Here is a 25,491-nt window from a genome sequence, read left to right as displayed (position 1 = left end):
ATTTACAACTTGCTAGTGAATCTTTTATGAAAGGTCGGAAAAAGCCGGCCGCCGGCCTTCCCCCGGGCATGGGAAGGCCGGCCGGCGGCGGTATTACACGTAGTGTTCGTTGTCGTGCTTGCCGTCGATCCAGTGGCCGGCCGACAGCGACAGCATCAGCAGCGCGATGCGCTCATGCATGATCAGCGTATGTTCGTTGCGGGTGTCCTGCATGATCTGGCGCAGTGTTTCGCGCACGGCCGGGACGCCGGTCACGTCGATCAGGATGTCGATCGAGGCATCGCGTGCCAGTTCGCGGAAGTCGGTAGTGACGGGGCGGCCATGCTCGCGCGCCAGCGCAATGCCCGGCTGTTCGAGGTCGAGGTCGGCCAGGCCGACCAGTTCGACGAACGGGGCGTCAAGCAGTTGGCGCAGCAGGGGGGTGCCGGTTTCACCGGCGCCGATCATGGCGATACGAATGGCAGTCATGACAAATTCCATGTGACAAAAATCAACCCCGCCATTATGCAACACGGATGTCATGTTGCGTTGATGGCGGTCAAAACGGAGGCGGCGGGCGTTCAGGCTTCCGCATGCACGGCACGCTTCAGCCAGCGTGCCAGGGCGTCGAGCAGGTAGCCGAGCAGGCCGATCAGCAGAATGACGGCCATCAGTTCCGAGTAGGCGAGGCGGTCTCGCGTATCGAGGATGAAATAGCCGAGCCCGGCGCTGACGCCGAGCATTTCGCACGGCACCAGCACGATCCAGACGATGCCGATGGCGAGCCTGACGCCAGTCAGGATATGGCCGAGGATGCCGGGAAGGATGATGCGGAACAGCGTTTCCGTGCGCGTGGCACTGAGGCTGCGGCCCAGTTGCAGCCAGCGCGGGTCGAGCTGGCGCACGCCGGCGGCGGTGTTCAGCATGATCGGCCACACCGCGGCGAAGGCGAGCAGGAAGTAGATCGGCGCATCACCGACACCCAGCACCATGACCGCGATCGGCATCCACGACAGTGGCGAGATCATGCGCAGGAACTGGAATGCGGCCGAGGTGCCGGCCTCGACCGGCCGCGACACGCCGACGGCCAGGCCGAGCGGCACACCGATGGCGAATGCCAGGCCGAGCCCGACCAGTACCCGGCGCAGGCTGACCAGCACATGGCGGGTCAGCTCGTTGCCGGCCAGCAGCTCGTACAGGCTGACGAAGGTCGGCCCCGGTCCGAGCAGGGCTGCCAGCGGCTGCTCGCGACCCAGCCACTGGATACCCAGTGCCCAGGCTGCCAGCAGCAGCGCCAGCCCGCCCACGGCCAGCGCCAGCCGCGCGGCCTTGCCGTTTCCGGCCGCAAGAACAGACATCCGCATCCTCCTAGACCGACACGATTTCATTGCGGGTGAACGAATCGGGGAAGCCGAACGTCTTCAGCCCGCCGACCTGGCGCAGCGCCTGCCTGACGAAGCGATCATCGACCAGGTCGCGGGCGACCTGCTCGGGCTTCAGCCCGGCGAGGAAGGCGTTGTTGCCCTCGATGCGGGTGGTCTTCAGCATCCGCACCAGGGTTTCGGTGTAGCTCGGGAACGGATACGGCTGGAAGTCGATCCGCTCTTCCTTCCAGTCCGGGTGACGGATGGCGCCACTGGCTGCGTACTGGCGCGCCTGGGCCGCATTCGGCTCCAGCACCCGGGACAGGGTTTCCACACTGTGCGGCGTGTAGCGGTTGGGGCCGTCCCTGGACAGCAGGCGCGCGGTGGCGCCGCGGTTGTCCTGGATCCAGGCCTGGGCCTTGACCAGGCTGGTGACCACTTTCTGGCTCCATTCCGGGCGCTGGTTCAGATCGCGCTCGTGCATGAAAACCACACAGCAGGCATGGTTTTTCCACACGTCGCCGGTAAAGCGCAGCACCTTGCCGACCTTCAGCAGCTCGGCGGCGGCATTGAACGGCTCGGCGACGATAAAGCCGGCGATCTGGCGGCTGGCCAGTGCCGGGGTCATGTCGGCCGGGGACATCACCACCAGATTCACTTCATTGGCGCGCGGTGCGGCGCGGCCGCCGCTGATCGCCTGCAGGCCGTTCTGCGTCAGCAGCTGCTGCAGCACCACGTTGTGCATTGAATACCAGAACGGGATCGCCACCGTCTTGCCGCCGAGCTGGCGGATATTGTCGATCTCGGGCAGTACGGTCAGGGCCGAGCCGCCGACATGGTTCCAGGCGACCACTTTGGCCGGCACCTTGCTGCCGTAGCGTGCCCACACCGTGATCGGCGACAGCAGGTGGACCACATTGACCTGGCCGGACACAAACGCTTCAACCAGTTGCGCCCAGCTGCGGAACAGGCGCGGGGCTTCCACCGTCAGCCCTTCGGCCTCGTACAGCTTGTTGTGATGGGCGACCAGCAGTGGTGTGGCATCGGTGATCGGCAGGTAGCCGATCCGCACCGGCGCATTGGCATCGGCGGCGGCGCGGGCCTCGAACGACTGCAGCAGCGGCAGTGCGCCGCCGGCGGTCAGCAGCGCGGACAATTTCAGGAACTCCCGGCGGGAGCGCAACGGATCTTGGGTCATGGTCAGGCCTGTTGGGGGAGGGGGGAGGGCGTGCGGGCATGTCGCAGCCGTTGCACGATGTCGAGGCGCAGCTCAGTCAGCGCCCGGTCCTGGTCGGCACCCGGCGCCGGCAGGTTCAGCGTCCAGCTGTCGATCAGGCGGCCGGGCTGGCCGCCGATCAGCAGAATGCGGTCGGCTACCCGCAGGGCTTCGTCGATATCGTGGGTGACCAGCACGGCGGCCGCCTGGTGATGACGAATGACCTCGCGCAGCAGCAACTGCATATCGCCACGGGTAATCTCGTCCAGCGCGCTGAATGGCTCGTCCAGCAGCAGGATGGCCGGCTGGCGCGCCAGGCTGCGGGCCAGCGCGGCACGCTGGGCCATGCCGCCGGACAGTTCGGCCGGGTGGCGCAGGCGGAAGGCGTCCAGTCCGACTTCGGCAATGGCGTCATCGACCCGCCGCCGCCGGCTGGCGGCGTCCAGCGCCGGCTGGTGACGGAAATCCAGGCCGAAGGCGACGTTTCCGGCCAGGGTCAGCCACGGCAGCAGGCACGGGTCCTGGAACACCATGCCCAGACGCGGATGCGGGCCGGTCAGCGGCGCGCCGAGTGCCTGCACCCGGCCACTGTCGGCGGTCTGCAGGCCGGCCAGCACGCGCAGCAGCGACGATTTGCCGACCCCGCTCGGGCCGAGCAGCGCCACGGTTTCGCCAGCGGCGAGCGACAGGCCGAAGCCTTCCAGTATCCGCTGGCGCTGGCCGTCCGGCCGCGGGTAGGACAGGGAAATATTTTCCGCCCACAGGGCGGGCAGGGCATCGGGCCTTGCGGTCACTGCGGGCTCCTTAATCCGGAATGAGGAAGAAATCGGGCTTGCCCAGACCGCAGTCGGGGCAGACCCAGTCGTCGGGAATGTCGGCGAACGGGGTGCCGGGGGCGATGCCGTGGTCGGGCAGGCCCAGTGCTTCGTCGTAAATGAAGCCGCAAGGACCGCACATCCACTGCACGCTCATGCGGCGTGCTCCAGCGCATGGATTTCCTTGCGCAACTGTTTCAGCGCCGGGGTGACGATGGCGACGAACACCGCTTCGCGCAGCCGGCGCTGGGCCGGGTGGCGGATCAGGTAGCCTTTGGCGCCGGCATGCAGCACGGCGGCGTTGGCGGCGCGCAGCGCCAGTTCTGCCGCGGCGGCGCGCAACTTCAGCACGTCCAGCGGCCGTACCGTGCCCTGATCGGCGGCGTCGGCCAGGGCGGCGGCCTGCGCGCGCGCGGCGGCCAGTTCTGCCGCCAGCGGCGCTTCCTGCTGATCGAGGAAGGCGTTGACGTGGCCGTGGGAGACCGCCGACTCGCGCAGGATGCGCAGGCAGGCGTCGACAATGCCGAAGCCGATGCCAAGCTGGCCGAGCACGAAACCGGGCTTGATGCGGCGGATATAGCCGGCGAACTCCGCCGGAGCGGCGATGACGGCATCGGCGTCGATGGCGACGTCATGCAGGCGGACATTCAGCGTGCGCGTCCCTTCCAGACCGGCGAATTCCGGGCAGGCGTGCAGCGAGACGCCGGCCTGGTCGCACTGGAGCAGGAACATCACGTAGCCGCCGTCGTCGACGGCGGCGGCAGCGGCGAATACGTGACCGGAGCCGATGTTGGATACCCATGGCAGGCTGCCGTCGATGCGGTAGCCGCTACCATCGCGGCGGGCACGCAAACGGATGTCCTCGATGCCGGCCAGGTGCTTCATCGCATTGGACAGGCCGGTGCCGCCAAGCCGTTCACCGCGCAGCAGCGGTCCGAGATGGCGTTCGCGCACGGCGGCATTCGGTGCATGGCGCAGATACCAGATACAGGTGGTCTGGCACCAGACCAGAAAGGCGGTTGAACCGCAGACCCGGCCGACGGTGTCGATGACGCCGATCTGGCTGGCCAGCCCGCTGCCGCCGTCCTCCGCGGCCAGCGCGGCCGAAAAGCCGCCGAGGGCGCCGAGTTCGCGCAGGAAGGCTTCCGGGTACAGACCATCGCGGTCGATGTCGATGACCCGTGGCGCCAGTGTCTGCTGCGCCAGTCCGGCGACCCGGTCATGCAGTGCGGGCGTTGTGGAAATATCGTTCATGGCGGTTTCCTCCGGGCCGGCCCGCTTACGCGTGCGCCGCGGCCGGCGCGTCCCAGCGCCAGGTCGCCAGTTCGGGATTCAGCGGTGTTTGTGCCAGGTTGTTGGCGAAGTTGCACAGCGTGGCCAGGCTGACACCCAGCACGGCATCCAGCGCATTGGCCGGGGTGAAACCGGCGGCGAGGAAGGTGGCATACGCGTCGTCATCGACCTGGCCGCGGCCGGCGATAACGGCGAGGGTGAAGCGGGCCAGCGCGTTCAGGCGCGGGTCGTCGAGTGCATGGCGTTCACGCAGCGCGGCGAGCACGGCCGGCGGCAGCAGTGCCTGTTTCTCGACCATGGCGCTGTGGCCGGCGACGCAGAATGCGCAGCCGTGGGTGGTGGCGGCGGTCAGCTGGACCACTTCACGTTCGGCGGCATTCAGGCTGGAGCGGGCGTTGATGGCGGAAACGGTGCGGTAGGTTTCCAGTGCGGTCGGGGCATTGGCGAGCACGCCGATCAGGTTCGGGATAAAGCCGGATGCCTGGCGGACGCTGTTCAGCGCGTCACGCGCGGCTTCGGGGGCAGAATCGGGGCTGTGGATGGGAAAGCGGCTCATGGGGCATTCCTGATTCAGGGTTGAGGGAGCGATGGTAAGTTTTGCCATATGCATTAAAAACATCAAAAAAGTTTCTGTTTATTCTTTTCTGTGCTTAGGGTCGGCTCAGGCCCGGTTGCCGACGGTGGCCAGCTTGCCGAGCGTGGCGATCGCCTGTTCGATGTCGGCGTCCCAGGGATGGCCGTAATTGAGCCGGAAGCAGTTGGCGAAGCGCGGATGGCTGGTAAAGATCCGCCCCGGTGCGATGCTGATGCCGTGTGACAGCGCGCGCTGGTGCAGGTCCAGCGCATCGATGCCGTCGGGCAGCTCGATCCACAGAAAGTAGCCGCCGTCGGGTCGGGTAGCGCAGGTGCCGGGCGGAAAGTGGCGGGCGACGGCCTGCATGACGTCGCGCTGCTGCGAGGACAGCGCCTGGCGCAGGTGACGCAGGTGGCGGTCGTAGCCGCCTTTCTCCAGGTAGGCGGCCAGCGCGGCCTGGGCCGGTGCCGAGGTAGTCAGCGTGGTGGTCAGCTTGTGGCGGGCGACGGTGCGGGCAAAGCGGCCGGGCGCGGCCCAGCCGATCCGGTAGCCGGGTGCCAGACATTTGGAGAACGACGAGCAGTGCATGACCAGCCCGTGGCGGTCGAAGGCCTTGGCCGGTGTCGGGCGCTTGCTGCCGAAATACAGCTCGCCGTACACATCGTCCTCGATCAGCGGTACATCGTGGCGGGCCAGCAGCTCGACCAGATCGCGCTTCTTGTGGTCCGGCATCAGGCTGCCAAGCGGATTCTGGAAATTGGTCATCAGCCAGCAGGCTTTCGGCCGGTGCCGGGTCAGTGCGCTTTCCAGTGCGGCGAGGTCGATGCCTTCACGCGGGTGGGTCTGCACCTCGATCGCGTGCAGGCCGATGCGTTCCAGCGACTGCAGCGCGGTATAGAAAGTCGGTGATTCGACCACTACCGCATCGCCGGGGCGGGTGACCGCCATCAGGCACAGGTTCAGCGCTTCCAGTGCCCCGTTGGTGATGACAATGTCGTCGGTGTGGACGTGCAGGCCATCGATCAGGTAGCGCAGCGCAATCTGCCGGCGCAGGCGGGCGTTGCCCGGGCTCAGGTCGTCGACCGAGCTCCACGGGTCGAGCTTCTGCACCGAGGACGCCATGACCTGGGCCAGCCGCGGCAGCGGAAACAGCAAGGGGCTGGGAAACGCCGAGCCGAGCGGCACCAGATCGCGGCGCAGCGTCGATTCGAGTACGTCGAACACCCGCTCGCTGATCTCCAGCGCGGCTGCGGTGGCGGTCGGCTGCGGCAGGTTTTCCGGCTCCGGCGGCAGGCGCGGCGCGGTGCCGGTCACGTAGTAGCCGGAGCGGTCGCGGGCGCGGATCAGGCCGCGTGCTTCGAGCAGGTAATAGGCCTGGAATACCGTCGACGGGCTGATCTCGCGGCTGGCGCTGGCCTGGCGGACCGAGGGCAGGCGGTCGCCGGGACGCAGTACGCCGGTGTCGATCGAGCGGGCGATATCGTCGGCCAGCATTTCATAGCGTGTCATCGGGAGCGGGGTCCGGGCGGAAGAAGGGATCCCGGATTCTAGGCAGCGCCCGCGGCGGGAAACAGACACACAAACGGGGCAAAACACCGGATCAGAGGGGTAACAGACCGGCAACTGCTCCGGTGTTTTTACTGTCATCTGCCCATACCGCCGACACGGTCTACGGCATAACCTCCCGGCATAAAAACCGCATCGCGTTTCCAGCCCGGAAACCGGCGATGGCGGGAGGGACGGAAAGGGGCCGTGGCAGCCATGCACATGACAGTCGACCGGAGCCGGCCAGCCGCACAGGCGGAGGCCGGCCATGAATGAATCCCGCAGCCGGGTGATCCGCAGCGGGCGGATCGAGAATGACAACTGGCTTGGCTTTGCCGCGGTGGATGCCTTTCCACCTGGCGGATCGGTGTTTGTCGACCAGCCGGGCTGGGTGCTGCCATTGCCGTTGTGGAAGGCCTGCCGTGCACGGCTGAGCGGTCGTCGGCATCCGCCGGCCGTCTGGCTGGATGCGGGTACCGATCCGGCCACCCTGCTGGAAGACGGCCGGCTGATTTTCCCGCCCGACGATATCGCCTTTATCGCCATCGATTTCTCCGGTCATGCCGACCGGCGCGGCCATGCGCTGGCGCGGGCCCTGCGCGACCGGCATGGCTGGCGGGGGGAGTTGCGGGCCGTCGGCGATGTCCGGGTCGAAACCGTGCACGCGTTGTCACAGGCCGGTTTCGACAGTTTCACCATCAGACCGGGTCACGACCCGTTGCAGGCGCTGGCCGCGCTGGAAGGCTGCCCGCCGGTTTGCGGGCCGGGGCCCCGGCGGACCTGAGCGTCCGCCCTGTCTGTTTTTCGTCCGTGTTTCACGCCGTGCCGGCGCGGGACGGGGGCGCCGTTGTTTCAGTCCTGGAGAAAGCGCTATGGAGTCGCAGTCGACATATAACTACAAGGTCGTACGCCAGTTCGCCCTGATGACCGTGCTATGGGGGGTCGTCGGCATGCTGGTCGGCGTGACCATCGCCGCGCAACTGGTCTGGCCCGACCTGAACGTCGGTCCGTATTTCCACTTTGGCCGCCTGCGCGCGCTGCATACCAGTGGCGTGATTTTCGCCTTCGGTGGCTGTGGGCTGATCGCGACCAGCTACTACGTGGTGCAGCGCACCTGCAACACCCGGCTGTTCTCCGATGGTCTGGCCGCGTTCACCTTCTGGGGTTACCAGGCGGTGATCGTCCTGTGCGTGATCACCTATCCGCTCGGCATGTCCTTCAACAAGGAGTACGCCGAGATGGAGTGGCCGATCAAGGTGCTGCTGGCCATCGTCTGGGTCGCCTATGCGGTCGTGTTCTTCGGCACCATCGCCAAGCGCAAGGTCAAGCACATCTATGTTGCCAACTGGTTCTACGGGGCGTTCATTCTGGCGATTGCGCTGCTGCACATCGTCAACAGCGCGTTTGTTCCGGTCACGCTGTGGAAGTCGTATTCGATCTACTCCGGCGCCGTCGACGCGATGGTGCAGTGGTGGTACGGCCACAACGCGGTCGGCTTCTTCCTGACCGCCGGCTTCCTCGGCATGATGTACTACTTCGTCCCGAAGCAGGCCGGTCGCCCGATCTATTCGTACCGGCTGTCGGTGGTCCACTTCTGGGCACTGATTTTCACCTACATGTGGGTCGGTCCCCACCACCTGCACTACACCGCGCTGCCTGACTGGACCCAGTCGCTCGGCATGGTGTTCTCGCTGATTCTGCTGGCTCCGAGCTGGGGCGGCATGATCAACGGCATCATGACCCTGTCGGGTGCCTGGCACAAACTGCGCACTGACCCGATCCTGAAGTTCCTCATCGTGTCGCTGTCGTTCTACGGCATGTCGACCTTCGAGGGGCCGATGATGTCGATCAAGACCGTCAACGCGCTGTCGCACTATACCGACTGGACCATCGGTCACGTTCACTCCGGTGCACTGGGCTGGGTCGGCTTCATCACCATCGGTTCGCTGTACTACATGATCCCGCGGCTGTTCAACCGGGAGCAGATGTTCTCGATCCGCCTGATCGAGGCGCACTTCTGGCTGGCGACGCTGGGCGTCGTGCTGTACATCGCCGCGCTGTGGATCTCCGGCGTGACCCAGGGCCTGATGTGGCGTGCGCTGAACCCGGACGGCACGCTGACCTATGCGTTCGCCGAAGTGGTCAAGGCCACCTATCCGTACCACTTCGTGCGGCTGGTGGGCGGGCTGCTGTACCTGAGCGGCATGGTGATCATGGCGTACAACGTGTGCCGCACCGTGATGATCGGCCGCGCCGTCAACGCCCGCATCCCGGTTCTCGCCGCCCACGCCTGAACGGAAACCCTTTTCCGCCCCGGCGTGGCCGGGGCGGGTCACCGACTGGAGCCGACATGTCAGAAACCGACGCGCTGATCCTCTCCCTGTATACCGTCGCCGCACTCGGCGGCTTCCTGTACGCCATTGCCTGGGCCTGTTTCCGCCGCGGCGCCGGCGAGGAATTCGACGAGGCCGCCGCCCTGCCGTTCGCCGACAACGACCGCCGCATCAGCCGGCGTTCGTCGCTGGATGGCTGAGCGGACACTGCCCCGGATCCGGCTAAAAAGCTGGGAAATCAGAAAAATCCTATTCAAAAGCACTGCCATGTCAGCGATCCTGAACACGATTTGTTCATTCTGAACAGCTTTCCCTGTCTACCTGCCCGGGGCGGGTGGACGGGGGGATCGATGCCGGGCATGAAAGACCTCCTCTTCTCTCCGGTCCTGCCACTGTCACGAGCGGCCATTCCCGTTCTGTTTCTCCAGGTGTTCGAGCAGACCATGCGCGACGACATGCGGAGCCTGCAGACGGCGATCCGGCTTGGCAGCAGGCTGGCCATTCTCCATCACGCGCACCGGATGAAAGGCGTACTGGCCATTGTCGAATCTGCTCCGGGGGTCCGCCTGTGCACGGCCATCGAGCGTCTGGCGGAGGAAAGGCGTCATCCGGCACGGATGGCGGCGCTGGCCGACGCGCTGGAGTGCTGCCTGTTTTCCACCTGGGAGGGTCGTGAATGAACATCGTGCTTGCGGATGACCACCCGATCGTGATGATCGGCATCAGGAACGCACTGCAATCCGTGAAAGAGCTTCGCATCAGCGGCGAGGCCGACAGCGCGTCCGGGCTGATCCGGCTGCTGGAAAGCAAGACGCCGGACATCCTGATTACCGATTTCTACATGCCGGGCAGCAGGCAGGGTGATGGCATCGGCCTGGTGACCTATGTGCAGCGCCATTTTCCGGCGGTCCGGCTGATCGTGCTGACCATGCTGACCAATGCGGCCGTGCTGCGCACGATCGTCGATGTCGGCGTGCAGGGGCTGTTGCTGAAGAGTACCGCCGCACTGGAGATCATCCCGGCCCTCCATGCGGTGATGAATGGCGGCACCTATATCGACCGCGAGGCGGCCGACATCCTGTGCCGCGCCGACAAACTGCCCGACAAGGATGGCAATCCGCTGCAGCGGCAGCGGCTGACGACGCGCGAGCTGGAGGTCGTCCGCCTGTTTGTCACCGGCAACTCGGTGTCGGATATCGCCAGACTGCTGAATCGCAGCGTCAAGACCGTCAGCACCCAGAAGCGCCAGGGCTCGCGCAAGCTCGGCGTGTCGAACGACCGTGAGCTCTACGAGTATGCCCGGCTGAACGGGCTGCTCTGACAGCAGCGCACCGCAGTGGCTACAATGACAGCCTTGTCGCGATGCGCGGCCGTCGCCGGCCGCCGTCGCAGTTCCGACACCGCGACGGCGGTGCCCAAAGACGGAAATTCACATGACCGACGTCACTCCCCATCTCGGCCGCCGCGAGCGGTTGATCCGGTCGCTCGGCGATGGCATCGCCATCCTGCCGACCGCGCCTGAACAGCACCGCAATGGCGATGCCCATTATCCGTACCGCTTCGACAGCAGCTTCTACTACCTGACCGGCTTTGCCGAACCGGAGGCGGTGCTGGTGCTGGATGCGAGCAATGGCCGTTCGGTGCTGTTCTGTCGCGAAAAGAATCTGGAACGGGAAATCTGGGACGGCTTCCGTCATGGCCCCGAAGGCGCGCGCGAGGCGTTCGGCTTCGACGAGGCCTGGCCGATCGACGAGTTCGATGCCCGGCTGCCCGACCTGCTGGCGAACCGGGATACGCTGCATTACGGCTTTGGCCGCGATGCGGCGTTCGATACCCGCATCAATGCGGCACTGAACACGGTGCGCGCCCGCTTTCGCACCGGTGTGACGGCACCCACGGTGCTGAAGGACGTGCATGCGCTCGTGCACGAAATGCGGCTGGTCAAGGATGAGCATGAAATCGCTCTGATGCGCGAGGCCGCACGCCTGTCCGCTGCCGGTCACGTTGCCGCGATGCGCGCCGCGCGTCCGGGACGGCATGAATACCAGGTCGAGGCGGAAATCCTGCGCACCTTCATCGCCGGTGGCGCGCGCTATCCGTCGTTCGAGAGCATCGTCGCCGGCGGTGCCAACGCCACCACGCTGCACTATGTCGGCAACGGCAGTGTGCTGCGCGACGGCGACCTGCTGCTGATCGATGCCGGTTGCGAATACCAGGGTTACGCCGGCGACATTTCGCGCACTTTCCCGGTCAACGGCACCTTCAGCGGTCCACAGCGCGACCTGTATCAGGTGGTGCTGGCGGCCAACCAGGCCGCCATCGACGCGCTGGCGCCCGGCGTGCGCTGGAACGTGCCGGCCGATGCGGCGCTGGCGGTCCAGGTGCGCGGCCTGATCGACCTCGGCCTGCTGCAGGGCAGTGTCGACGGCAATATCGAGTCCGAAGCCTATCGCCAGTTCTACATGCACCGCATCGGCCACTGGCTCGGCATCGACGTCCATGACGTCGGCGATTACAAGATCGATGGCGAATGGCGCGAATACCACCCGGGCATGGTGACCACGGTCGAGCCCGGCCTGTATGTGCGGCCGGCCGACAATGTGCCGGAGGCGTTCTGGAACATCGGCATCCGCATCGAGGATGACGTGCTGCTGACCGCGAGCGGACACGAGGTCCTGTCGGGCGACGTGCCGAAGTCGGTCGAGGCGGTCGAGGCCCTGCTGGCGGAGCGCGACTGAATGCTGCCACTGCATGTTGATGTCGCCGTGGTCGGCGGCGGCGCGGTCGGCGCGAGTGTCGCGCTGGCGGCGAAGGCGGCCGGTCGCTCGGTACTGCTGGTCGAGGCACGGGCGCGGGATGCCGATGTGCGCGATCCGCGCGTGCTGGCGCTGTCGCATGCCAGCCAGCAGGCGCTGGCCGCTTCCGGCATCTGGCACGACGGCATGCCGTCGACGCCGATCGACCGGGTCCATGTCAGTCAGGCGGCGGCTTTCGGCCGCACCGTACTCGACCGCGATGACCTCGGCCTGGCACACCTTGGCCATTCGGTCGCATATTCGGATCTGTATGCGGCTGCGCGCGAGGCGCTGCTGGCCGCCGGCGTGCCGGTCGCGTTCTCGTCGCGGGCGACCACGCTGCGCAGCGGCAGCAGCTTTGCCGAGCTCGGCATCGCGCCGGATGGCGCCGCACCGCACTGGCTGACGGCACGGCTGGTGGTGCTGGCCGATGGCGGGGGGCTGATTGACCAGTTGCCGGATGTGGTGCGACGCGAGCACGACTACCGGCAGTGCGCGGTGCTGGCGCGGCTGCGGCCGGAAACCCCGCATGGCAATGTGGCGTTCGAGCGCTTTTCCGCCCGGGGACCGATGGCACTGCTGCCGGTCGGTGACGAGCTGATGGCAGTGTGGACCCGCAGTCACGACGATGCCGAGCGGCTGATCGCGCTGGATGACGAGGCATTCGGTGCCGAGTTCGGCGCGGCATTCGGCGAGCGGCTCGGGCGGCTGACGCCGACCGCACCGCGACTGGCGGTGCCGCTGCGGCTGAAGGTCGCCAACCGTATCGTCAGCCGCCGCGTGGCACTGGCCGGCAATGCGGCGCAGACCATGCACCCGATTGCGGCCCAGGGCCTGAACCTCGGCCTGCGCGATGCCGCGCTGCTGTCCGGGCTGATCGCCCGTCCCGGCGACGCCGGCGACGCGACGCGGCTGGCCGAGTATGCGCGCCGCCGTCGCGTCGACAGCCTGGCCGTCACCGGCTTCACCCACAGCCTGGTGACGCTGTTCGATCACCAGGACCCGGTCAGCCGGGGCGCGCGGGGCGCAGTGATGGCAGTGCTGGATGCGGTGCCGACCTTCCGCAAGCGGTTCGCGTCATCGCTGGTGTTCGGCATCGGCGGCTAGGCGGAATCAGGCCGGTCCGACCGCCTGACTGGCGGGCTGGCCGGCCGCAGCGGCTTCCTCTTCCTGCAGTTGCAGGCGCCACATCTCGGCAAAACGCCCGTCGCGTTCGACCAGTTCGCGGAAGGCGCCGCGCTCGACGATGCGGCCCTGCTCCATGACCACGATCTGGTCGGCATCGATGATGGTCGACAGCCGGTGGGCAATGATCAGCGTGGTGCGGTTGGCGGCAATGGCGGCCAGTTCGGCCTGGATGGCCTTTTCCGTTTCCGAGTCCAGCGCGCTGGTCGCTTCATCGAATACCAGGATCGGCGGATTTTTCAGCAGGGTGCGGGCAATGGCGACGCGCTGTTTCTCGCCGCCGGACAGCTTGAGCCCGCGTTCGCCGACCTGGGTGCGGTAGCCGTCCGGCAACTGGCTGACAAACTCGTGGATGCGCGCTGCACGCGCGGCCTCGATCACCTCGGCTTCGCTGGCCTCGGGCCGACCGTAGGCGATGTTGTAGTAAATGGTGTCGTTGAACAGCACTGTGTCCTGCGGCACGATGCCGATCTGCGCGCGCAGGCTGGCCTGGGTGTAGTCGCGGATATCGCGGCCGTTGATGCGGATCGCGCCGCCGGTGACGTCATAGAAGCGGAACAGCAGCCGCGACAGCGTCGATTTGCCGGCGCCGGAGCTGCCGACCACCGCGACGGTATGACCGGCCGGAATGTCGAAGCTGACATCGTGCAGGATCTGCCGCTTCGGGTCGTAGTGGAAATCGACCTGGTCGAAGCGGATGGCGGCGGAGCGGGTCGACAGTGTCTGCGCGTCAGGCTTGTCGGCGATTTCTTCACCGACTTCCATCAGCGTGAACATCTTCTCCATGTCGGCCAGCGAGTGCTTGATCTCGCGGTAGACGAAACCGAGAAAATTCAGTGGTGCATAAAGCTGGATCAGATAGGCGTTGACCAGCACCAGATCGCCGATGCTCATCTGCCCGGTGACCACGCCATTGGCCGCCATGCCCATCAGCAGCGCGACGCCGATGGCGATGATCGCGCCCTGGCCGGCGTTCAGCAGGTTCAGCGAGGTCTGGTTCTTGATTGCGCTTTCTTCCCACGAGGCGAGATTGCGGTCATAGCGGGCGACCTCGTATTTCTCGTTGCCGAAATACTTGACCGTCTCGAAGTTCAGCAGCGCGTCGATCGCCTTGCTGTTCGCCTGGCTGTCGAGGTCGTTCATGCTGCGGCGATAGACCATGCGCCACTCGGTCACCGCAAGCGTGAACAGAATGTAGATGGCGATGGTACCGAAAGTGACGGCGGCAAAGCTCCAGTGATACCTGCCGAGCAGGATGAAGGCGACCAGCGCGATTTCCAGCAGAGTCGGCAGGATGTTGAACAGCATGAAATTCAGCAGGAAGCCGATCCCCCGGGTGCCGCGTTCGATATCGCGGCTCATGCCGCCGGTCTGGCGCTCGAGGTGGAAGCGCAGCGACAGCCGCTGCAGATGCGCGAACACCTGCAGCGCGATGCGGCGGATCGCCCGCTGCGTCACCTTGGCGAATACCGCGTCGCGCAGTTCGCCAAACACGCCGGTCGCCAGCCGGGCCAGACCATAGGCAACCACCAGGCCGAGCGGCAGCGTCAGCACGGCATGTTGCGGGCCGAGCGTGTCGACCACATCCTTCAGCAGCAGCGGCACGCTGACGTTTGCCAGCTTGGCAATGACCAGACAGGCCATGGCCACAATGACGCGGCCCTTGAATTCGAGCAGATAGGGCAGCAGCGTGCCCAGGGTCTTGAGATCGTTGCGGTTTTCCGGGGCCGGGCCCGAGTGACTGATGCGCATGGTGGTCTAAGCTGATTCCTGGTGAGTCGCAAGGAGCGTGCCGGATGTGGATCCTTCTCCTCGAGGCCGGGCTGGCCCTGGCCATCGGTCTTTTCGTTGTCTGGTGGACCTGGCCCAAAAAGAACGAAAAGAACAAGTAAGGAACAACTAGTGTATCGGCATTGCCGTTCGGGAGGGAGCGCGCACGCAATCCGGGCTACACTCGCGGCTTCACCCGTCCCGCTCCGGATTTGCCATGTCCCTGCGCCCGTGCCGATTGCTGCCCGCCGTTTTCCTGTCCGTCCTTGCTGCCGGCGCGCAGGCAGCCCCTGCACTGGCTGAAGCGTTGCAGGGAACGGCCGTGGTGCTGATGGGCGAGGTGCACGACAACGCCGATGGCCATCGCGAGCGCCTTGCGCTGCTGACGGCCGCGGTGGAGGCCGGCTGGCGGCCAGCCATCGCCATGGAGCAGTTTGACCGCGAAAGCCAGCCGGCCCTGACCATGGCGCAGCAGCGTTGCGGACAGGACGCCGACTGCGTGATCGCTGCTGCGCGGACCGACAACGGCGGCTGGGACTGGCGCTACTACCGCCCGGTGGTCGCACTGGCGCAGCGCTACCAGTTGCCGCTGCTGGCGGCGAACGTGTCCCGCGCCGATGCCGCCAGGGTGGCGCGCGCCGGCTTCCCGGCCGCGCTGGATGCAGCCAGCATCGCCCGTCACCGGCTGACGCAAGCGCTGCCGGCTGATCTGGCGGCAGGGCAGGGCGAAGCCGTGCGTGACGGCCATTGCCGCCTGCTGCCGGACAGCGCCGTGCCCGGCATGGTCAATGCCCAGGTCGCCCGTGACGTGTTCATGGCCGATGTGCTGGACGGCCAGTCCGGGCGCGGCGTGGTGCTGCTGGCCGGCAACGGCCATGTGCGGCGCGACCTCGGCGTGCCGCGCTGGTTGTCCGGCGACCGCCCGCCGCTGGTGATCGGTTTTGTCGAGCAGGACCCGCCCGAAGCGGCGTTCGATCACCTGCTGCGCCTTGCCCCCGTCTCGCGTCCGGACCCGTGCGCGGCGCTCGCCGCCCCGCGCTGACCCTGCCCCCGTTCTGCGCCGTTCTGGCGATACATTTGGTTTTGCAAATGTAAAGTAAGTCACCTTCGGTATTTAAGCCGGAGAGTGGCCGCAGTAAATTACGCTCAAGCCAAAAGAAACAACAAGGCTCGCATCCAGATTGAATATCGCCTGATGTTCAATCCGGATACGAGTTCGGGTACCCGCTCTTCCCTTATTCGCAACGGTTTGGTGAGGAATATCATGTCTCAGACTTTTCCATGTCTTTTTGTCGATCTGGCAGTGATTAGAAACAATGCCCAGGCGATGGTCTCGTTGTGCCGTGACCACGGAATCACCCCGGTTGGCATTACCAAGCTGGCGCGTGGCGCCTGCGAAGTGGCGCAAGCCTTTATTGATGGTGGCATCAAGACTGTCGGGGATTCCCGTATTGGCAATCTGGAAAACATGGCCGGCATGCCGGTCGAGAAAATGCTGCTGCGCATTCCGCAAGTCAGTCGCGCCGTCGACGTGGTTACGTATGCCGATATTTCGCTGAACTCGGAACCGCGCACGGTGCGGGCCCTGTCCGCCGCCGCCGCCGCCCTGAACCGGACCCACAAGGTCATCGTCATGCACGACCTTGGCGACCTGCGTGAAGGCTGCTTCCGGGCTGAAGACACCGTGGCGCTGGCAAAGCTGGTGCTGGATCTGCCGAACCTCGAACTGGAAGGCGTCGGCGCCAACCTGGCCTGCTACGGCGGGGTCGAGCCGACCACGGAAAACCAGCAGACACTGGTCGATATCGGTCGGCGCATCGAACGCGAACTCGGCGTCAGGCTGCACACCGTGTCCGGTGCCAGCTCGGCCGGTCTGCCCTTGCTGCTGCGTGGCGGGATGCCGGCCGGCGTGACCCAGCTTCGCCTTGGCGCTTCGCTGCTGATGGGCATCGGCCTGAATGACGACCCGATTCCCGGCACCACCCAGGATGCATTCGAACTGGGCGTGGAAATTATCGAGCTGAAGGAAAAACCGTCGGTCCCGATCAATTCCACCGCACTGGATGCATTCGGCAACAAGCCTGAGTTCGAGGATTTCGGCAATCGCCAGCGTGCCATTTGCGCCCTGGGCAAGCAGGATATTGATTTTGAACAGTTGATTCCGTCCGATCCGGCCATTCGTATTATCGGCGGCAGCAGCGATCACCTGATTCTGGATGTCACCGACTCGAAAATGAATTACCAGGTCGGCGATGCGGTGTATTTTTCACTGAGCTACGGTGGGGTCTTGCAGGCAATGACTTCCGACTATGTCCGGAAAACCTACCGTAATGCGAAAAAAGCAGAGCGGCTGGCGGAGGCGGCCTGATCGGTGGCCGGGGGCCATGAAAAAATTTTGCGGTAAAAAATCAGAATCTATTAATTTGTTAACTTTTGGGAGCCAACATGTCTGACGGTACTCAAGTTGCAGCGCCGAAACTGAAATTGGGCGCACTCACCGCGCTGGTTGTCAGCGCGCTGATCGCGGCAGGCATTTTCTCTTTGCCCCAGAATATGGCGGCAAGCGCGGGTGCCGGTGCGATCATCATCGGTTGGGTAATCACTTTCTTCGGCATGCTGACGCTGGCCTTCGTCTTCCAGACCCTGGCCAACCGCAAGCCTGAAATCGAAGGCGGCGTGTACGGTTACGCCCGGGCAGGGTTCGGGCCCTATATGGGCTTCAACTCGGCATGGGGCTACTGGATCTCGGCGTGGATCGGCAACGTGTCCTACTTCGTGGTGATCTTCTCCGCACTGGGTTCGTTCAGTGCGCTGGGGTTCTTCGGCGAAGGCAATACCCTGCCGGCCATCGTCTGCTCGTCCGTGCTGTTGTGGATGCTGCATTTCATGATCTGCCGCGGCATTCAGAGCGCAGCCTTCATCAACATCCTGACCACGGTGGCCAAGCTGGTTCCGCTGGCCCTGTTCCTGGTGCTGGTGATCGTGGCATTCAAGGTCGACACCTTCCGTCTCGACTTCTGGGGTACCGCCGCACTGGGCAGCATCATGGATCAGGTCAAGAGCACCATGCTGGTGACGACCTGGGTGTTCATCGGTATCGAGGGCGCTTCGGTGTTCTCCAGCCGTGCCGAAAACATGCGTGACGTCGGCAAGGCCACCATGATCGGTTTCGCCCTGTCCATCGTGATGTTCGTGGCCGTGACCCTGCTGTCGATGGGCATCCTGACCCAGCCGGAACTCGCCGCACTGAAAAACCCGTCGACCGCTGGTGTGCTGAAGGCCGCTGTCGGTGACTGGGGTGCCACGCTGATGAATATCGGCCTGGTGATCTCGGTGGGTGGCGCGCTGCTGGCTTGGACCCTGCTGGCTGCCGAAGTGCCGTACCTGGCAGGCAAGGATGGCACGATGCCGAAGTTCTTCGGCGTGGTGAACAAGAATGGTGCCCCGGTCAATGCACTGTGGCTGACCAATGGTCTGGTGCAACTGTTCCTGATCATCACCCTGTTCAACTCGGCCGGTTACCTGACCCTGTTGCTGCTCGCAACCTCGATGATCCTGATCCCGTATCTGCTGTGCGCGCTGTATGCACTGATCATTGCAGTTCGCAAGGACGGCTACAGCGAGGCTGAATCCGGTACCCGCACCAAGGATCTGCTGGTCAGCCTGGTGGCATCGGTCTACGGCATGTGGCTGCTGTACGCTGCTGGTCCGAAGTACCTGTTCCTGTCGATGATCCTGTACGCCGTCGGTGTGGTGTTCTACCTGAAGGCACGCAAGGAACAGAACCAGAAACCGTTCATGCCGGCTGAAGTGGTTATCGCCGTGGTCGTGGTTCTCCTCGGTATCTACGCCGCTTACGAGCTTGCAACCGGTGCGCTGACCCTGTAACGATTTATTTGGCTCTCCGGCCAGTTTCGCCCCGCCCGCGCGGGGCGTTTTTTGTTTTCCGGCCTGGCTGGCCGCGACCGGGTGGGCAGTGCGCCGCCTGCATATTGCGCACGGTCATGCGTCCAGCGTGCGCCGGCAGCGTAAAATGCCGGCCCATCACGACGTCTGTGGACGGATCCCATGCGACTGGACAATTTCGACATCCGCCTGCTGCGGGTGTTCATGACCATTGCCGATTGCGGCGGTTTCTCTGCCGCGCAGGCGCACCTCGGGCTGAGCCAGTCGGCGATCAGCAACAAGATGCACGACCTTGAAACCCGGATGGGGCTGCGCCTGTGCGAGCGTGGCCGCAGCGGGTTCAGGCTGACGGCCGAAGGCGAGCGCATCTACGAGGAAACCCGGATCCTGCTCGGACTGATCGACCAGTACGAGGACCGGGTCGGGCAGATCCGCCACGTGCTGTTCGGCCATGTCCGCATCGGCATCATCGACACGCTGGCGACCAACCCGGAGTGCCGGCTGGCCGAGAGCCTGCGTCAGTTCTGCCATGATTTTCCGCAGGTCAATGTCTCGGTCACGGTCATCGACTCGATGGATATCGAGTCCCTGCTGCTGCAGGGCCGGCTCGACCTCGGCATCACCTCGTCCGAGAAGGACATGCCGGGCCTGTCCTACGACCGGCTGTTCGTCGAGCGGCAGTGCCTGTACGCGTCGCCGGAACATCCGGTATTTGCGCTGGGCAAGGAGGTGCTGGACAAGGGTGATGTGCAGGCGTTCGCCGTGGCCGGACGCGGCCAGTCGCACTTCATCACCCCGCTCGAAGCCGGCTTCAATACCCGCGCGGTGTCCGCCCATATGGAAGGCACGGTGTTCCTGCTGCTGTCCGGTGAATTCATCGGCTATCTGCCGAACCACTGCGCGAAGGTCTGGGTCGACCAGGGGCGCCTGCGGCAACTGCCGGCGCCGGCGCTCGAGTACTCGCCGGCCTTTGCCCTGACCCGGCCGCGCTATGGTATCCGCTCGCAGGCGGCGGACCGTCTGTCCGAGGCGATCCTGGCCAGCCACTTTTCGCACCCGCAGGCGGCCGACGACGCTGCAAATTAATATACATGCAGGAATGTATGTGTTAAAGTGGCTTCGCACTCAAAGCAGGAACACGCTGTTCCCCATGCCTTGCGTTGCCTCTTCTGGATTCATGCCCGCCCCGTGCGGGCATCTTTTTGCCCGTTTCCGGCCGCCGGTGTGGCTGCGGCCAGTGCCTGGACTGCCGCAAAATCCAGCGCGTCCAGTGCGGCGCGAACCGCTTCGACAAAGGGGCGAGCTTCCGGACAGCTGCAGGTCATCAGCACGATCCAGTCCTCGATATCGGTGATCAGGCCGGCTTCGGCCATCTGCGCCAGTTCGCGCAGCCGCGGCTCGGGCGGCAGGACATGCGAGGGCGGGGGGGGGACCGCCGGCATGGCCGGCGGGGGCGGCAGGTCGATCTGCATGGTGCGGGCGCTGCTGTCGGCGGCACGGCACGGGATGGCGAAATGGAACTGGCTGCCCTGGTCCGGGGTGCTGTGCAGGGCCAGCGTGCCGCCCATGTACTGGATGATGCGCCTGGAGATGAACAGGCCGAGGCCGGCGCCGCCATGGTTGCGCTGCAACTGGGCGAAGGCCTCGAAGATATGGGCCTGCTTCTCCGACGGGATGCCGACTCCGGTATCGCTGACCGAGATGCCCAGATGCGGTTCGCCGTTGTCGTATTCAATACCGACCCGCAAGCGGATTTCGCCGTCGTGGGTGAACTTGGCCGCGTTCGACAGCAGGTTCAGCAGCACTTGCTGCAGCCGGTAGCCGTCGAGCATCAGCGTGTCCGGGATATCGTCGGCATAGTCGAGGATAAAGGTGTTGTGCTGCTGCGCGGCCAGAATGTGCGCGTACTGCGAAATGTGGTTGATCAGGTCCGGCAGGCGAAGCGGTGCCGCGTCGATGCTGAGCGGATGCAGCTCTCCCTTTGCGTACTCGAGCAGTTCGTCGATCAGGCCCAGTTGGTAGGACGCGCTGTGGGCAATGGTCCGGGCGTGCGCGGCCAGCTCCGGAGGCGAGCCGTCCTGCAGCAGGCGTGCATAGCCGCCGATGGTGACCAGCGGGGCGCGCAGATCGTGGCTGATATAGGCCAGGATGCGGGTCTGGTCGTCATGGGCGGTCCGCGCTTCGGCCAGGGCCTGGTTCAGCGCCGAGGTCTGCCGGTCCACTTCCTTCTGCAGCCGGTCCTTTTCCTGGATATGCCATGACAGCAGCAGCGCCTGGGCTTCGGCACGCTCGGCGCGCATCCGGTTCACCCAGGCGGCCAGGATCGCCAGCATGAAGGCCATGATCACGATGGCGACCAGCGGTGTGTAGTTGATGTCCGGCAGCCAGTGGCGGGTACTGCCGCCGAGCTCCAGCGCGCGGATCAGGATGCCGACGACGGACACCATGAAAAAGGAAATCACCAGCCAGGCCGTGCCCGGCATGCGCTTGATGAACAGCAGGCCGACGGCCACCAGCAGCATGCTGGTGACCAGTGGCGTGTAGATGCTGATTTTCGCGATCAGATAGTAATCGCCGAACAGCGACATCAGCGCAATGCCGACAAACAGCATGGCAGTGCCGATAAAGACACTGGCCCAGGGCAGCGAGATTTTCTCCCGCCGGCACAGGAAGTACAGGTAGGCGATGATGAAGGTTGCGGTCAGCGCACCGAGGCAGGCATTGGCCTGATATCCCCACGCGGTCACTTCCGGCCACAGATACTGTTTCGCATAGCCGCGGTACGACGCTTCGTACAGCAGGAAGACGGCGCAGGTCACGCCCTGCAGGCCGAACAGCCAGTCGCGCGAGAACAGGCACAGGAACAGCGAGTAGATGCACAGGACGACCAGGCCACCCAGGTTGATCCCGTCCAGCAGCGCTTCCAGGCTGCCGCTGGCATGCAGTGTCCCGGGTGTGGTCAGGACGGCATCCATGCCGATCGAGGTCGGGCTCTTGACGCGAATCCAGATCTGCGCGCGCTGGTGGGCGGCCAGTTCCAGGCTGAGGCCGGGCATGCGTTCCGGCGCGTATGACCAGTGCTGCTCGCTGTTGGGCACGGCGAGGCCGGCCCGGGTTTGCGACCAGTGCCCGTCCTGCTCGACATGGAAGGTGACGTCGGCGAGGCGCGGCGACAGGAACATCAGCCGCAGGGACTGCGGGAGCGGACGGTCATTGACCACGCTCAGCCGCAGCCACCAGGCCGAGCGGGTGAACCCGGGGCGCAGCAGATCGGTCGTGGCCGGGACGAAGTCACTGGCGCGGGAACGAACCCCGGCCAGATCCAGCTGCGCATCGGGATCTTTCAGCACGTCCAGATACGGGGTCAGGCTGAGCGGCCAGTCGCTGCGCTGTCCCAGTCGCAGCTCGCCCGCCTGCGCAAACGGCAGCCAGAACAGCAGGCACAGCAGCAGCATCCATCCGCCGGTGTATGACGCTGGCCTTGTCGTGGACAACGGTGGCGGACCTGGGCGGAGGGTAGGCATGCGAGGACAGGGGCTGGGGCGGCGATGGCAGACGGACGATCGTCACCGGGGCCGGGGAGGGCAATGAAGGCATTTCCAGCAGGAAACAGCCGAATGGCAAAAATCATAGCATGAAACAGCCGGGTTTCAGCATGCCTGCGGCGTACCCGCTCCGGCCGGACCGGGCCGCATCAGCGCTTGGGACCGAACACCGACTTTGGCGCCCTGCCATAGAAACGCGCGAAAGCAGCGCTGAAATTGCTCGGATGCTCATAGCCGACCTCGTAGGCGACTTCGGCCACCTGGCGCCCGGTCTCCAGCAGCGCCCAGGCTTTCCGCATCCGCAGTTCCAGTTGCAGTCGCAGCGGACTTTGCCGGAAGCGGTGGCGGAAGCCGGAGCGCAGCTTGCTCTCGCTGAGGCCGACCGCTGCGGCGAGGTCGCTGATGCCCATGTAGTGGCCGTTGTGCATTTCCAGCAGGCGCCGGGCTTCGTCCAGCTTGTCGGCATCGCGCTGGCGGAGACGCGGGGTGTGCCTGTCCTGTGACAGATCCAGATGGCGCAGTTGTTCCGCCAGCAGGCTGAGCACGTGGATATGGGTCTGCAGAATGTCCGGCGTCGGTTCGGATGCCTGCCACAGCAGGGCATTGGCGTGGGCGAGGCAGGCCGGCGAGGTGGGCCGGTACGCGAGTTGCCGCACGCCGCTGCGGCTGTCCAGCAGCTTCCGGCAGCCATGATCGTCGGGCAGGTAGTGTCGCAGCATGCGTTCGCCGACCAGCAGCCGTATCTGCCGGACACTGTGGTCGTGGCGGTAATGGCGCTCGCCATGGCTGCTGAGAAAACTCGAGACCGTGGTGTGACCGCTGCGGAACGACAATTCGGTGCCGCAATGTCCGCGGAATTGTGACTCGCCGGTCAGGCCCAGCGTGATGGCCAGCACCGGGCGTTCCAGTTGCTTGCGGCTCTCTTCCACCAGATCCCGCTGCGGCCGGTAATGGGTGCGCAGCAGGCTGAAATCCGGTGCGATGCCGAGGCAGTCGGTGTGGCACTCGCCCAGTTCTTCCGGCAGGCGGAGCCTGACCCAGCCTTGCTGCTGTCGCTCGCTGCCATGCGCTTCGTTCGCCATGATCCGGTATGACATGTTGTCTCCCTGCCCGCCTGTGTCCGGGCTGTTCGCATATGAGATATTTCAATACGCACACAAACGATATCAATAATCATTATCTTTAGTGCGTACTATCCTGTGTGTCTGCTGGATAACGCCGCAAGTGCTGGCACACGGTGCGGCGTTCGCTTGCTGCATGCGAAGGGAAAGGGCAGGTACCACCATAGGCGCTTATTGCGGCGCCGGTACGGGATTGCCGCATTCCGGCGCGAACGAAAGCGATAGATGTCGCGCTGAAATCGATATTCACATCCCTCTGGCTGCGGATGAAAATAATTCTCATTGACCAATCGGAACTGGAGACGGGCACGATGATACTGCCGCCACTGGTTGCACCGGACGCCACGCTGTCCAGTGCCGAACTCACCAGCTACAGCCGTCACCTGCTGATGCCGGGGTTCGGGCCGGACGGGCAGCGACGGCTGAAGCACAGCCGGGTGCTGGTGATCGGCGCCGGCGGACTCGGTTCCCCGGTCCTGCTCTATCTGGGGGCCGCCGGCGTCGGCACGCTGGGGGTGATCGATTTCGACGTGGTCGAAGCGTCGAATCTGCAGCGCCAGATACTGCACGGGGTCGCCGATATCGGCCAGCCGAAAACCGGGAGTGCCGTCCGGGCGCTACGGGAACGCAATCCATGGATTCATGTGCGATCGCATCGCGAACGGTTCGATGCCGGCAACGCGCGGGCCCTGCTCGCCGACTATGACCTGGTGGTGGACTGCAGCGACAACTTCGCCTCCCGCTATCTGGTCAACGACAGCTGCGTGCTGGCCGGCAAGCCCTATGTGTGGGGGGCCATTTTCCGCTTCGAAGGACAGGTGTCGGTGTTCTGGGAACAGGCGCCCGGCGGTGCCGGACCGAACTACCGCGACCTCTATCCGTCGCCGCCATTGCCGGCCCGTACGCCATCCTGCGCGGAAGGGGGGGTGCTCGGGGTGCTGTGCGGAACGATCGGCACCCTGATGGCCACGGAGGCGATCAAGCTGATTACCGGCATCGGCACCAGCCTGCTGGGGCGCCTGCTGATCTATGACGCTCTGGACATGAGCCTGCGCTGCCTGCCGCTGAGGCGCGCCCCGCAGCGCGAGGTCGTGACCGGCCTGGGCGAGTATCCGGCCGGGCGCGGCGCGGCTGGCGAAGGCGATGCGCCGGTGCCGTCGCTCCGCGCGCAGGAATTGCAGCAACTGCTGGCCCGCCACGAGCCGGTCGTGCTGATCGATATCCGGGAGCGGTTCGAGTGGGACATTGTCCGCATCGACGGCGCGCGCCATATCCCGCGAGACGAGCTGATCCGCCAGGACGTGCTGGAGACGCTGGACAAGTCCGCCGCCATCGTTCTGCACTGCAAGCATGGTCTGCGTTCGCGCCAGGTGCTGCGCGACATGCAGGGGCACGGCTTTCGCAATGTGAAACACCTCGACGGCGGCATCATCGCCTGGATCCGGGACGTCGAGCCCGGACTGCCTTGCTACTGAACGGAATGCACTGCGCATCCGATTCCGCCCTGAGGGCGGGACGACCGCGCGACCGGATGGCCCGTGGCCATCGGCAACAGGGAGGAAACATGATGTTGATCATCCATCAGCGACTGGCTGACGCCATTGTCCGCCAGGCACTGGCCGACCATCCCCTTGAAAGCTGCGGCGTGCTGGCCGGTCCGGCCGGTACCGGCGTGCCGACCCGATGCATTGCGATGGACAACGCCGCGCAGTCGGAGTGCTTTTTCCGCTTCGATTCGCACCAGCAGTTGCGGCTGGCGCGCGACATGGCGCAGCTGGGACAGGAAGCCGTGGCGATCTACCACTCGCATACCGGCAGCCATGCCTACCCGAGCCGCAGCGATATCGACTACGCGACCGATCCGGCCCTGCATTACCTGATCGTGTCCACCGATGCCGGGTATCCACCCGGGCTGCGCAGTTTTCGCATCGGCAACGGTCACGTGGTCGAGGAGCGGATCGCTGCGGTATCCGCCTATCGCGATGTCCGGTTCAACCATGGCCTCGACACCGGCGATACCAGACCGGCCACCGCTGCCTGAACGGCGATC

Annotated in this window: 24 protein-coding genes; 13 read left to right on the top strand and 11 right to left on the bottom strand. The window is 65.2% G+C overall.

Annotated elements, in window-relative coordinates:
• Positions 1 to 93: 93 nt before the first annotated feature.
• The 8 genes from ACYVG8_RS04840 to ACYVG8_RS04805 all read right to left on the bottom strand — a co-directional run bounded on the left by ACYVG8_RS04840 (position 94) and on the right by ACYVG8_RS04805 (position 6,750).
• Entirely contained in the window at positions 94 to 468 is a 375-nt protein-coding gene (locus ACYVG8_RS04840) for a Gfo/Idh/MocA family oxidoreductase (RefSeq protein ID WP_028500598.1), read from the bottom strand.
• Between the two features lie 92 nt (positions 469 to 560).
• Positions 561 to 1,337 (bottom strand): ABC transporter permease, encoded by a 777-nt coding sequence (locus tag ACYVG8_RS04835; RefSeq protein WP_156952612.1) that lies wholly within the window; start codon positions 1,335 to 1,337, stop codon positions 561 to 563.
• A 10-nt stretch (positions 1,338 to 1,347) separates the two neighbouring features.
• Entirely contained in the window at positions 1,348 to 2,541 is a 1,194-nt protein-coding gene (locus ACYVG8_RS04830; protein ID WP_107889580.1) for an ABC transporter substrate-binding protein, read from the bottom strand.
• 2 nt (positions 2,542 to 2,543) lie between these two features.
• Entirely contained in the window at positions 2,544 to 3,353 is an 810-nt protein-coding gene (locus ACYVG8_RS04825) for an ABC transporter ATP-binding protein (RefSeq protein ID WP_084300398.1), read from the bottom strand.
• Positions 3,354 to 3,363: 10 nt separating this feature from the next.
• Positions 3,364 to 3,531: a rubredoxin gene (locus tag ACYVG8_RS04820; RefSeq protein ID WP_028500602.1), complete on the bottom strand. Its 168-nt coding sequence runs from the start codon at positions 3,529 to 3,531 to the stop codon at positions 3,364 to 3,366.
• On the bottom strand, positions 3,528 to 4,628 hold the full coding sequence (locus ACYVG8_RS04815; RefSeq protein ID WP_051529089.1) for an acyl-CoA dehydrogenase family protein: 1,101 nt from the start codon (positions 4,626 to 4,628) through the stop codon (positions 3,528 to 3,530). Before ACYVG8_RS04815 ends, ACYVG8_RS04820 begins: the two co-directional genes overlap by 4 nt.
• A gap of 25 nt (positions 4,629 to 4,653) precedes the next feature.
• Positions 4,654 to 5,223 carry a carboxymuconolactone decarboxylase family protein gene (locus ACYVG8_RS04810; RefSeq protein ID WP_107889582.1) on the bottom strand — a complete coding sequence of 190 codons (570 nt, stop codon included), beginning with the start codon at positions 5,221 to 5,223 and terminating at the stop codon, positions 4,654 to 4,656.
• A 105-nt stretch (positions 5,224 to 5,328) separates the two neighbouring features.
• Positions 5,329 to 6,750 (bottom strand): aminotransferase-like domain-containing protein, encoded by a 1,422-nt coding sequence (locus tag ACYVG8_RS04805; RefSeq protein ID WP_460745096.1) that lies wholly within the window; start codon positions 6,748 to 6,750, stop codon positions 5,329 to 5,331.
• A gap of 304 nt (positions 6,751 to 7,054) precedes the next feature.
• Here ACYVG8_RS04805 and ACYVG8_RS04800 point away from each other — a divergent pair, with 304 nt between their 5' ends.
• The 7 genes from ACYVG8_RS04800 to ACYVG8_RS04770 all read left to right on the top strand — a co-directional run bounded on the left by ACYVG8_RS04800 (position 7,055) and on the right by ACYVG8_RS04770 (position 13,021).
• A complete protein-coding gene (locus tag ACYVG8_RS04800) occupies positions 7,055 to 7,570 on the top strand; it encodes a DUF934 domain-containing protein (RefSeq protein WP_112692321.1) in 516 nt (171 codons plus the stop codon).
• An 88-nt stretch (positions 7,571 to 7,658) separates the two neighbouring features.
• Positions 7,659 to 9,080 carry a cytochrome-c oxidase, cbb3-type subunit I gene (ccoN, locus tag ACYVG8_RS04795; RefSeq protein WP_107889585.1) on the top strand — a complete coding sequence of 474 codons (1,422 nt, stop codon included), beginning with the start codon at positions 7,659 to 7,661 and terminating at the stop codon, positions 9,078 to 9,080.
• A 56-nt stretch (positions 9,081 to 9,136) separates the two neighbouring features.
• Positions 9,137 to 9,319: a cbb3-type cytochrome oxidase subunit 3 gene (locus ACYVG8_RS04790; RefSeq protein ID WP_028500607.1), complete on the top strand. Its 183-nt coding sequence runs from the start codon at positions 9,137 to 9,139 to the stop codon at positions 9,317 to 9,319.
• A gap of 159 nt (positions 9,320 to 9,478) precedes the next feature.
• On the top strand, positions 9,479 to 9,799 hold the full coding sequence (locus ACYVG8_RS04785; protein WP_158537421.1) for an Hpt domain-containing protein: 321 nt from the start codon (positions 9,479 to 9,481) through the stop codon (positions 9,797 to 9,799).
• Complete coding sequence (locus ACYVG8_RS04780) at positions 9,796 to 10,440, top strand: response regulator (protein ID WP_107889588.1); 645 nt, start codon at positions 9,796 to 9,798, stop codon at positions 10,438 to 10,440. The genes ACYVG8_RS04785 and ACYVG8_RS04780 overlap by 4 nt, the downstream gene beginning before the upstream one ends.
• A 112-nt stretch (positions 10,441 to 10,552) precedes the next feature.
• Complete coding sequence (locus ACYVG8_RS04775; protein ID WP_028500610.1) at positions 10,553 to 11,857, top strand: aminopeptidase P N-terminal domain-containing protein; 1,305 nt, start codon at positions 10,553 to 10,555, stop codon at positions 11,855 to 11,857.
• The gene (locus ACYVG8_RS04770; protein WP_112692323.1) at positions 11,858 to 13,021 is read left to right on the top strand and encodes an FAD-dependent monooxygenase; all 1,164 of its coding nucleotides are present in this window, start codon (positions 11,858 to 11,860) and stop codon (positions 13,019 to 13,021) included. It abuts the gene before it with no gap.
• 6 nt (positions 13,022 to 13,027) lie between these two features.
• Here ACYVG8_RS04770 and ACYVG8_RS04765 read toward each other — a convergent pair whose 3' ends face one another.
• Positions 13,028 to 14,851: an ABCB family ABC transporter ATP-binding protein/permease gene (locus ACYVG8_RS04765; RefSeq protein WP_051529091.1), complete on the bottom strand. Its 1,824-nt coding sequence runs from the start codon at positions 14,849 to 14,851 to the stop codon at positions 13,028 to 13,030.
• Between the two features lie 235 nt (positions 14,852 to 15,086).
• Here ACYVG8_RS04765 and ACYVG8_RS04760 point away from each other — a divergent pair, with 235 nt between their 5' ends.
• From ACYVG8_RS04760 to ACYVG8_RS04745, 4 genes are all read left to right on the top strand, one after another.
• A complete protein-coding gene (locus ACYVG8_RS04760) occupies positions 15,087 to 15,911 on the top strand; it encodes a ChaN family lipoprotein (protein ID WP_460745095.1) in 825 nt (274 codons plus the stop codon).
• Positions 15,912 to 16,133: 222 nt separating this feature from the next.
• The gene (locus ACYVG8_RS04755) at positions 16,134 to 17,237 is read left to right on the top strand and encodes an alanine/ornithine racemase family PLP-dependent enzyme (protein ID WP_028500613.1); all 1,104 of its coding nucleotides are present in this window, start codon (positions 16,134 to 16,136) and stop codon (positions 17,235 to 17,237) included.
• Between the two features lie 77 nt (positions 17,238 to 17,314).
• Positions 17,315 to 18,757, top strand: a complete 1,443-nt coding sequence (gene arcD, locus ACYVG8_RS04750) for an arginine-ornithine antiporter (protein ID WP_028500614.1) — start codon at positions 17,315 to 17,317, stop codon at positions 18,755 to 18,757.
• Between the two features lie 180 nt (positions 18,758 to 18,937).
• Complete coding sequence (locus ACYVG8_RS04745) at positions 18,938 to 19,861, top strand: LysR family transcriptional regulator (RefSeq protein ID WP_036386986.1); 924 nt, start codon at positions 18,938 to 18,940, stop codon at positions 19,859 to 19,861.
• Positions 19,862 to 19,950: 89 nt separating this feature from the next.
• Here ACYVG8_RS04745 and ACYVG8_RS04740 read toward each other — a convergent pair whose 3' ends face one another.
• Both ACYVG8_RS04740 and ACYVG8_RS04735 read right to left on the bottom strand, forming a co-directional pair.
• Positions 19,951 to 22,230 (bottom strand): sensor histidine kinase, encoded by a 2,280-nt coding sequence (locus tag ACYVG8_RS04740; RefSeq protein WP_460745094.1) that lies wholly within the window; start codon positions 22,228 to 22,230, stop codon positions 19,951 to 19,953.
• 239 nt (positions 22,231 to 22,469) lie between these two features.
• Positions 22,470 to 23,417 (bottom strand): helix-turn-helix transcriptional regulator, encoded by a 948-nt coding sequence (locus ACYVG8_RS04735; RefSeq protein ID WP_107889592.1) that lies wholly within the window; start codon positions 23,415 to 23,417, stop codon positions 22,470 to 22,472.
• Positions 23,418 to 23,752: 335 nt separating this feature from the next.
• On the opposite strand from ACYVG8_RS04735, the gene moeB reads away from it, so the two are divergent.
• Both moeB and ACYVG8_RS04725 read left to right on the top strand, forming a co-directional pair.
• Complete coding sequence (gene moeB, locus ACYVG8_RS04730) at positions 23,753 to 24,916, top strand: molybdopterin-synthase adenylyltransferase MoeB (RefSeq protein WP_107890341.1); 1,164 nt, start codon at positions 23,753 to 23,755, stop codon at positions 24,914 to 24,916.
• 89 nt (positions 24,917 to 25,005) lie between these two features.
• Positions 25,006 to 25,482 carry a M67 family metallopeptidase gene (locus ACYVG8_RS04725; RefSeq protein ID WP_199489776.1) on the top strand — a complete coding sequence of 159 codons (477 nt, stop codon included), beginning with the start codon at positions 25,006 to 25,008 and terminating at the stop codon, positions 25,480 to 25,482.
• Positions 25,483 to 25,491 lie beyond the last annotated feature (9 nt).

The organism is Microvirgula curvata, from assembly GCF_054781615.1.
This window is presented reverse-complemented; position numbering and strand designations above follow the sequence as displayed.

Coding starts and splice junctions, on each gene's coding strand:
- ACYVG8_RS04840 (WP_028500598.1), bottom strand. CDS start 468: ATGACTGCCATTCGTATCGCCATGATCGGCGCCGGTGAAACCGGCACC.
- ACYVG8_RS04835 (WP_156952612.1), bottom strand. CDS start 1,337: ATGTCTGTTCTTGCGGCCGGAAACGGCAAGGCCGCGCGGCTGGCGCTG.
- ACYVG8_RS04830 (WP_107889580.1), bottom strand. CDS start 2,541: ATGACCCAAGATCCGTTGCGCTCCCGCCGGGAGTTCCTGAAATTGTCC.
- ACYVG8_RS04820 (WP_028500602.1), bottom strand. CDS start 3,531: ATGAGCGTGCAGTGGATGTGCGGTCCTTGCGGCTTCATTTACGACGAA.
- ACYVG8_RS04815 (WP_051529089.1), bottom strand. CDS start 4,628: ATGAACGATATTTCCACAACGCCCGCACTGCATGACCGGGTCGCCGGA.
- ACYVG8_RS04810 (WP_107889582.1), bottom strand. CDS start 5,223: ATGAGCCGCTTTCCCATCCACAGCCCCGATTCTGCCCCCGAAGCCGCG.
- ACYVG8_RS04805 (WP_460745096.1), bottom strand. CDS start 6,750: ATGACACGCTATGAAATGCTGGCCGACGATATCGCCCGCTCGATCGAC.
- ACYVG8_RS04800 (WP_112692321.1), top strand. CDS start 7,055: ATGAATGAATCCCGCAGCCGGGTGATCCGCAGCGGGCGGATCGAGAAT.
- ccoN (WP_107889585.1), top strand. CDS start 7,659: ATGGAGTCGCAGTCGACATATAACTACAAGGTCGTACGCCAGTTCGCC.
- ACYVG8_RS04790 (WP_028500607.1), top strand. CDS start 9,137: ATGTCAGAAACCGACGCGCTGATCCTCTCCCTGTATACCGTCGCCGCA.
- ACYVG8_RS04785 (WP_158537421.1), top strand. CDS start 9,479: ATGAAAGACCTCCTCTTCTCTCCGGTCCTGCCACTGTCACGAGCGGCC.
- ACYVG8_RS04780 (WP_107889588.1), top strand. CDS start 9,796: ATGAACATCGTGCTTGCGGATGACCACCCGATCGTGATGATCGGCATC.
- ACYVG8_RS04775 (WP_028500610.1), top strand. CDS start 10,553: ATGACCGACGTCACTCCCCATCTCGGCCGCCGCGAGCGGTTGATCCGG.
- ACYVG8_RS04770 (WP_112692323.1), top strand. CDS start 11,858: ATGCTGCCACTGCATGTTGATGTCGCCGTGGTCGGCGGCGGCGCGGTC.
- ACYVG8_RS04765 (WP_051529091.1), bottom strand. CDS start 14,851: ATGCGCATCAGTCACTCGGGCCCGGCCCCGGAAAACCGCAACGATCTC.
- ACYVG8_RS04760 (WP_460745095.1), top strand. CDS start 15,087: ATGTCCCTGCGCCCGTGCCGATTGCTGCCCGCCGTTTTCCTGTCCGTC.
- ACYVG8_RS04755 (WP_028500613.1), top strand. CDS start 16,134: ATGTCTCAGACTTTTCCATGTCTTTTTGTCGATCTGGCAGTGATTAGA.
- arcD (WP_028500614.1), top strand. CDS start 17,315: ATGTCTGACGGTACTCAAGTTGCAGCGCCGAAACTGAAATTGGGCGCA.
- ACYVG8_RS04745 (WP_036386986.1), top strand. CDS start 18,938: ATGCGACTGGACAATTTCGACATCCGCCTGCTGCGGGTGTTCATGACC.
- ACYVG8_RS04740 (WP_460745094.1), bottom strand. CDS start 22,230: ATGCTGCTGCTGTGCCTGCTGTTCTGGCTGCCGTTTGCGCAGGCGGGC.
- ACYVG8_RS04735 (WP_107889592.1), bottom strand. CDS start 23,417: ATGTCATACCGGATCATGGCGAACGAAGCGCATGGCAGCGAGCGACAG.
- moeB (WP_107890341.1), top strand. CDS start 23,753: ATGATACTGCCGCCACTGGTTGCACCGGACGCCACGCTGTCCAGTGCC.
- ACYVG8_RS04725 (WP_199489776.1), top strand. CDS start 25,006: ATGATGTTGATCATCCATCAGCGACTGGCTGACGCCATTGTCCGCCAG.